General features: G+C 42.6%; 5 protein-coding genes, 1 pseudogene and 1 riboswitch. Of the genes and pseudogenes, 1 reads left to right on the forward strand and 5 read right to left on the reverse strand.

Annotation, left to right across the window (positions count from 1 at the left end):
- From rmuC to WBM49_RS00535, 4 genes are all read right to left on the reverse strand, one after another.
- Positions 1-858: DNA recombination protein RmuC (rmuC, locus tag WBM49_RS00520; protein WP_424370101.1), on the reverse strand; the 858-nt coding region annotated here is incomplete at its 3' end.
- A gap of 60 nt (positions 859-918) precedes the next feature.
- Positions 919-1,701 carry an ABC transporter ATP-binding protein gene (locus tag WBM49_RS00525; RefSeq protein ID WP_424370102.1) on the reverse strand — a complete coding sequence of 261 codons (783 nt, stop codon included), beginning with the start codon at positions 1,699-1,701 and terminating at the stop codon, positions 919-921.
- 95 nt (positions 1,702-1,796) lie between these two features.
- Positions 1,797-2,816 (reverse strand): FecCD family ABC transporter permease, encoded by a 1,020-nt coding sequence (locus tag WBM49_RS00530; protein WP_424370103.1) that lies wholly within the window; start codon positions 2,814-2,816, stop codon positions 1,797-1,799.
- On the reverse strand, positions 2,817-3,971 hold the full coding sequence (locus tag WBM49_RS00535) for an ABC transporter substrate-binding protein (protein ID WP_424370104.1): 1,155 nt from the start codon (positions 3,969-3,971) through the stop codon (positions 2,817-2,819).
- A 70-nt stretch (positions 3,972-4,041) separates the two neighbouring features.
- A riboswitch (cobalamin riboswitch) is annotated at positions 4,042-4,262 on the forward strand.
- A 70-nt stretch (positions 4,263-4,332) separates the two neighbouring features.
- Here WBM49_RS00535 and WBM49_RS00540 point away from each other — a divergent pair.
- Positions 4,333-6,198, forward strand: a complete 1,866-nt coding sequence (locus WBM49_RS00540) for a TonB-dependent receptor plug domain-containing protein (protein ID WP_424370106.1) — start codon at positions 4,333-4,335, stop codon at positions 6,196-6,198.
- A 30-nt stretch (positions 6,199-6,228) separates the two neighbouring features.
- Here WBM49_RS00540 and WBM49_RS00545 read toward each other — a convergent pair.
- A pseudogene (locus WBM49_RS00545) lies at positions 6,229-6,486 on the reverse strand (S41 family peptidase); the annotation flags it as partial.

The raw sequence follows: 6,486 nt of genomic DNA on the forward strand, positions 1-6,486 counted from the left end.
TAACTGATCTACATGCTTCTTGAGGGAATTTATATGGTCTTTGAGGTATTTTTCCTGCAACTCTTCATCTCCGTTCACAAAGCGCTCATAGTCCGTCAAAGATACCTTTGAATCTATGATCATTTTCTTTCCATCGGGCAGGTTTATCACCACATCTGGTAATACTCTGCTGCCATTTTCTTTTGTAAAGCTTTGTTGTACCGTATACTCCCTGTCTTTTTCCAAACCCGATTTCTCAAGAACCCGCTCCAGGACAAGTTCGCCCCAGTTACCCTGCATTTTACTGTCTCCTTTTAGGGCCTTGGTAAGATTCTCGGCCTCTTTACTAATCTTAATGTTTTGATTTTGAAGGTTCAGGAGTTGTTCTTTGAGGGCAGAATGAATGCTGATGTTTTCCTTCTGACTATCTTCTACTTTTTTCTCAAAGAGCTGAATTTTGTCTTGAAGCGGACTCAGAATATTCTTGATATTCTTCTGATTCTGCTCTGTGAATTTAAGGCTTTTCTCCTCCAGGATCTTGTTGGCCAGGTTTTCAAATTCTTTAGTGAATTGCTCCTGTAACTTGGAAACCTCCTCTTTTTGTTCCCTGTTTTTTAGCTCTAAATTCTCCATGTCTGCCCCCAGGCGGGTGAGCTGCTGACTAAGGTTAGCATTGTCTTGTCGTAATTGTTGGGTGATTTCTTTTTCAGCATCCAGGCGCTCTTCCAGGCCCACGAGATTGACCCGCAACTGTTTTTCTCGTTCTTCCAGAGTACTTTGGGACGACCTTCTTTTCAATCGTTCAATGTAATTTCCCAGAAAAAACCCCAGTAAGGCAGCGAGAATTGAAATAATTGCCGTGATAACAGCCGTGTTCATCTTTTGTTTTATTTATAGTAAAGATAGGAGTTTAGGCTTACATAGCAGGAAGGGTCTTGCTCAGTTTTTTACTTTAAAAGAACCAGTTTTTGTATCAAAGCCTATAAGGTCTGAAGGGAATAATCCCTGGAAACTACTATCTTCTATTAGTTCACAAGGGGTGCCGAAATGAGATTCAGGATGGTCAAGGATCAGCATCTTATCACATAGTTGAATCGCGAGATCAATTTCGTGCGTGGTGTAAATCACCGTCTTTTGTAATTCATGAGCAATTTGTTTCATAGTCTTTAAAACGAGCACTTTGTGATAAAGATCGAGGTGGGTGGTGGGCTCATCCAGTAAAATTATTGGGGTATCTTGCGCCAGCGCCCTTGCTATAAGTACTTTCTGTAGTTGCCCATCACTCAATTCAAAACATTTTCTGTCCTGGACAGACTCTAAACCAATCTTTCGAATGGCCTCCTCAATGATTAAAACATCCTCATTGGTTAAGAGCCCCAGCCAGTTGGTGTAGGGTTGCCTGCCCAGACCAATGAGTTCTTTCACTGTTAGATTTTTACTTGCCAGGGGATCGGTGAGCACCACACTCATTTCGGTGGCTAGGGCCAATCCGGTTAAAGATTCCAAAGGTTCACCATTGATTAGAATGGCTCCTTCCAAGCTTGGCTGAACTCCTCCTAAGGTCCTGAGTAAGGTAGATTTTCCTATGCCATTGACGCCAATAATTGAGGTGAATTCTCCTTTTTTCAAGGAGAAGTTAAGATCACGGACAATCACTTGGTTTTCTTTGTGCTTACCAGGGTAGCCTATACTTAAATCAATAACTTCTAAGGTAGATGTCATCTATATATGGAGGGTGAATTTATTTTTAATAGCTGTTTGCTAAGGTACTTATAATCAAATAATAATCGTAGGCTTACTAATCAACTTCCTGCGTATTAAAAGATCATTTTTCGTTTTCTTACCAGAAGCCAGATAACCACGGGAGCCCCTATAATAGAAGTTATGGCGTTGATAGGCAGGACATAGGAGGAAGAAGGCAGCTGAGCGATCGTATCACAAATCAGCAAGAGTATTGCCCCATAAATTAGCACGCCCGGCACCAGAATCTTATGATCTGTGGTGTTAAACAATTGCCTGGTTAAATGAGGTACTGCCAACCCAATAAAAGCAATAGGTCCGGCAAAGGCGGTGACCGAACCGGCGAGCAATCCGGTAGCAAGAATGATCAAAAATCTCGCTTTTTGTATCCTTACTCCAAGACTCTTCGCATAGTTCTCGCCTAAAAGCAAGGCGTTTAAGGACTTAATAGACAGAATGCTCAGCAATAGACCAAGCATGCATATAAAGGCCAACAAGAGTACCTGAGAGCTACTTAGATTTCCCACGGTACCAAAGGACCAGTAGATGTATTGTTGGAGTTCATCTGCATTTGCAAAATAAGAAAGTACCGTAACTACTGCTGCCGTTATGCTTCCGAACATTAAGCCAATGATTAGTAGGGCCATGGTGTCTTTTACCTTTTGTGCCATCGCGATGACGGCTAACAATACCAGGATACTGCCTGCACTGGAGGCTATGGCCAATGAAATATCATTTACCAGCATGATGCTGGCAGAAAAGATCCCACTTCCCATAATAAGAAAGGCGGCACCTAAACTTGCACCAGAACTTATGCCCAGCACAAAAGGTCCGGCGAGCGGATTTCGGAATAAGGTCTGCATCAATAAGCCGCTCAGGGAAAGGCCGCTACCCACCAGAATAGCCGTGAAGGCTTTTGGCAGCCTGTATTCCCAAATGATGTAAGACCAGGACTCATTAGTACTGGTATTGGTAAATAATTCCTTGAGGGTAGATAAAAAAGGAATCTGAACGGATCCAAAGCTAATATTGATCCCAAAGCTTATAACAAGGAGGCCTAATAATAATAAAAATCGATATGGGTATGTGCCTTTCAATTATTGCAATGGCTTAAAGAAAAATAATGTGTGTTCCGGTAAAACTTCCGGATGAAAGATATGGATTAGGTCCTTTAGTATCAAATCTGGTCTGTTAGGGCCTAGTTCGAAAAATAGTAGGCCTCCTGTATCACCTTTGGTACTGGCGTAGGTATAGACCTTTTTACGTTGAAATGGTTTGAATTGAAGGTAGTGTGCGTTGGCCCGCTCCAATTCGTTGTAGGAAGTGAATTGGGAGGGTGACACCCAAAAATCTGCCTGGTTTGCCTTTTCCAAAACGCTTTCAAGGCTGAGAGACAGGCTGCCGGTTTCCACAGAGTTGGCCCATAAATACTGAGCATTGGCATCTTGGATGAATTGGGCGGCCCAGCTGTTTCCGCCCGGGGCATACCAAACATCCTTATACAGCGCCCCACTCATTACGGAAGGTCTTGAAGTCGAATTTTGTGCCAGGATTGCAGCCTGTTCATACTCCCTGGCAATTGAATCGAATAGTATCTCTGCCTTCGCCTCCATCTGGAAGAATGGCGCAAAGAATTTGATCCATTCTGCCTTTCCTAAAGGTGTCTGTTCTGTCCAGTCGCCGTTGTAAACTACAGGGATACCCGATCTTTTCAGGGTTTCGTAGGTTTTATTCTCAGAGGAAATACTGAAGCCCACCACCAATTCAGGATCTAGACGGAGCGTCATTTCCGTATTCATCATCTCATTGTTCCCAAGATCTATCACTTTGCCCCTGGAGACCCTTTCTCTGGTGTATTCTGAAGAAATGTAATCCGTGCCTGGAAACCCGGACAATCTATCGGCAACCTCAAGGGCTTCGAGTGCAGGAATGTGTGTTGTTGAAGTAACTACCAGATTTTCTACAGGTACCGGAATAACTGCATCGAATTGGGAACTGTCAATCTCTAGGTTTGCCATCATTTCTTTTGGTACCAGAGCGTAGGTAAACTTTTTATCTGCTCCCGGCCAGGGCGAAATTACTGTGATGACGGTAATGCCATCTGCAGTTTTATGTAATTCAAAGCCTTTGGCATAGGATATGCGTTGTTCTGAATTGGCGAGAAATCCGACGGACTGTTTATGCTCGCTATTTTCCGAATTCTTGCACCCATAAAGGCCTGTCAACAGAATAAAATACAATAGGATTCTCATGGATGTATTGTCAGCAATTGCAAAAGTAAGCTTAAATATAAGGAGACTAAAAAAATGGCGAATTTGTTTATCTTCGCTTCCGAAGTTTGGTTGCTGACTATGTAATTAGTCAGCATTAAAAGGGAATCCGGTGTAAATCCGGAGCTGTTCCCGCAACTGTAAGCTCAGTAGTTCTTCCATAGGAGGAACTATGTTTGACTTCTCTTCAATACCACTGTCTTTTTGCTTAAAAGATGGGAAGGTGGAAGTCAAAACGCAAGTCAGGAGACCTGCCAGGTTCAAAAAACGATGTATAACTTTCGGGATAAAAGTTAACGTATGCATACCTCATACGCAACTCCGATTTTAGGATTGTAATTTCATGGTAAGAAAATTATGCAAGACCTTTGTTCTTCTGTGTATTAGTAGCTCGCTATACGCGCAACAAGATTTTAAAGACTCCACGAAGATCCAGGAACTGGACGAAGTGGTGGTGAGCGATACCAGATTTCCCATTCGAAGAGAAAATTCCGGTAAAACGGTTATCAGAATAGGTCCTGAAGAGCTTGCGGAAAGTGGAGGAAGATCGCTGCCGGAGATCATCAATACTAAAAGCGGGATAGAGATATCAGGAAGTCGCGGCCGGCCTGGAGAAATTCTGGGAACTTTTATCAGGGGCGGACGCGGGAAACAAGTCATTGTTGTGATCGACGGGATACGGGTTTCGGATCCGTCATCCTTCTCTCAGGAGTATGATCTGCGCCTGTTGCCAACCTCAAGTATAGAATCTGTTGAGATCATTAAAGGGGCCTCTAGTGTGCTATATGGGGCAAATGCAGCTACGGCGGTTATTAACATTACTACGAAAAACGCCTCAGATCGCAAATTAGCGGGTACCTTCCAGTCTTCCTCGGGTAGTAACCAAACAACAGATGAGCAGCGGTATAGACCTAATTCATTTGCCAATAGTGCCAGGATAGACGGAACAATCGACAAATGGGAGTATTCCCTTGGATTCAGTCACCGGTTTGTAGATGGAATGTCCTCCATTCAAACAGAAACAAATGAAGAGGATCCATTTTCTACGGTACATACGGATATTAAAATCGGCTATCAATTCAGCCCAGCGATCAAGACAAATTTTTACGGTAGTCAGACCTTACTCAGATCCGCCTATGATGAATCCTTTGGTTTGGCAGATGCACCGTACACATTTAATAGCAAACAAGAAAGGTTAGGTTTAACCTCCGTATTTTCTTATGGCAGGGGATCTACCACCTTAAATATTGCCTATGCCTCGTATGATTCAGAGAATTTTAGCAATTTTCCAGGGTCATTCCGAGGACAAAATGTGATAGGAGATCTATTCAATAAAAGTACCATGGGAAAATTTCTTCTGATTACCGGGGTTAATTACAATCTTGAAAGAACAGAATTTGAAGACTACAGGCAGTTTGTATTTGTAGATCCCTATGCCTCTCTTGTATTTCTAGAAGGAGATGGGTTTCAGGTGAATGTAGGTGGCCGACTCAACAATCACTCCGAATACGGTAGTAAATTTGTGTATTCTATAAATCCAAGTTATGCCTTACTCAATGAAAAAGGGTATCTCAAATTTCTTGGAAGTTTTGCCACGGCCTATGTTACACCTTCTTTAACCCAGCTTTTTGGACAATTTGGTGCCAACCCGGAACTTAAACCCGAATCTAATAGAACCATGGAAGCTGGTACGGAATATGCGATTACCGGGAAATTGAGGACCAGCGTGCTTTATTTTAACAGAAAGGAAAGAGACTTTGTATTTTTTGACAATGCCAGTTTTCAATATGACAATGCGGCGAATACCATCAGCGCAAAAGGGATGGAAGTGGAAATAAAATGGCAGGCTGCAAACTCGGTAACCGTGGAGGCAAATTATACGTTCACGGAAAGAACGGGAGATAGTGCTATTCGTATCCCCAAACACAAGGTAAACAGCTCCATAGGCTATCAGCTGAGTAATTCCTGGCGTGCAGCATTGAGTTATGGGTACACCGGAGCAAGGCGAGATACAGATTTTGGGACCTTTGAGGAAGTGGCCTTAGATGCCTTTGGATTACTTGGTTTTTATACCTCTTATGATGTTATTCCGGATAAATTTTCCGTTTTTCTGAATGGTGACAACCTGCTCAACAAATCCTTTACGGAAGTAATCGGATTTAATACCAGAGGGAGAAATATTCAAATGGGATTCACCTTGAATTTATAGTGAGCCAACTTGTCCTAAATACAGAGTAGTTTATTTTTTAATGGAAGGTACATCTCCGATCATCACATTTCTCAGGGGATCAAAGAGGTCAGAATCGGCAAAGGCTCTCGCAGGTATCTTAACCGTAAAATCGCGTTTTCCTGAAGCACCTGTTATTTCTTCTATGGCCCGGGCCAGCAGCGGTTCATTTAAATCTCCAAGGGTACCCAGATTAAGCAGATCTTCTTCTAGTTCTATTTCTGGGACCAAGCCGGAGGTAAATTCTGAAAATCCCACAGAATTTTCATA

This window comes from Muriicola sp. (assembly GCF_049669965.1).
Lineage (GTDB): Bacteria > Bacteroidota > Bacteroidia > Flavobacteriales > Flavobacteriaceae > Muriicola.

What these genes read in the sequence shown, in the direction of transcription:
- WBM49_RS00535 (WP_424370104.1), bottom strand. Translation starts at nt 3,971, where the DNA reads ATGAGAATCCTATTGTATTTTATTCTGTTGACAGGCCTTTATGGGTGC.
- WBM49_RS00525 (WP_424370102.1), bottom strand. Translation starts at nt 1,701, where the DNA reads ATGACATCTACCTTAGAAGTTATTGATTTAAGTATAGGCTACCCTGGT.
- WBM49_RS00540 (WP_424370106.1), top strand. Translation starts at nt 4,333, where the DNA reads ATGGTAAGAAAATTATGCAAGACCTTTGTTCTTCTGTGTATTAGTAGC.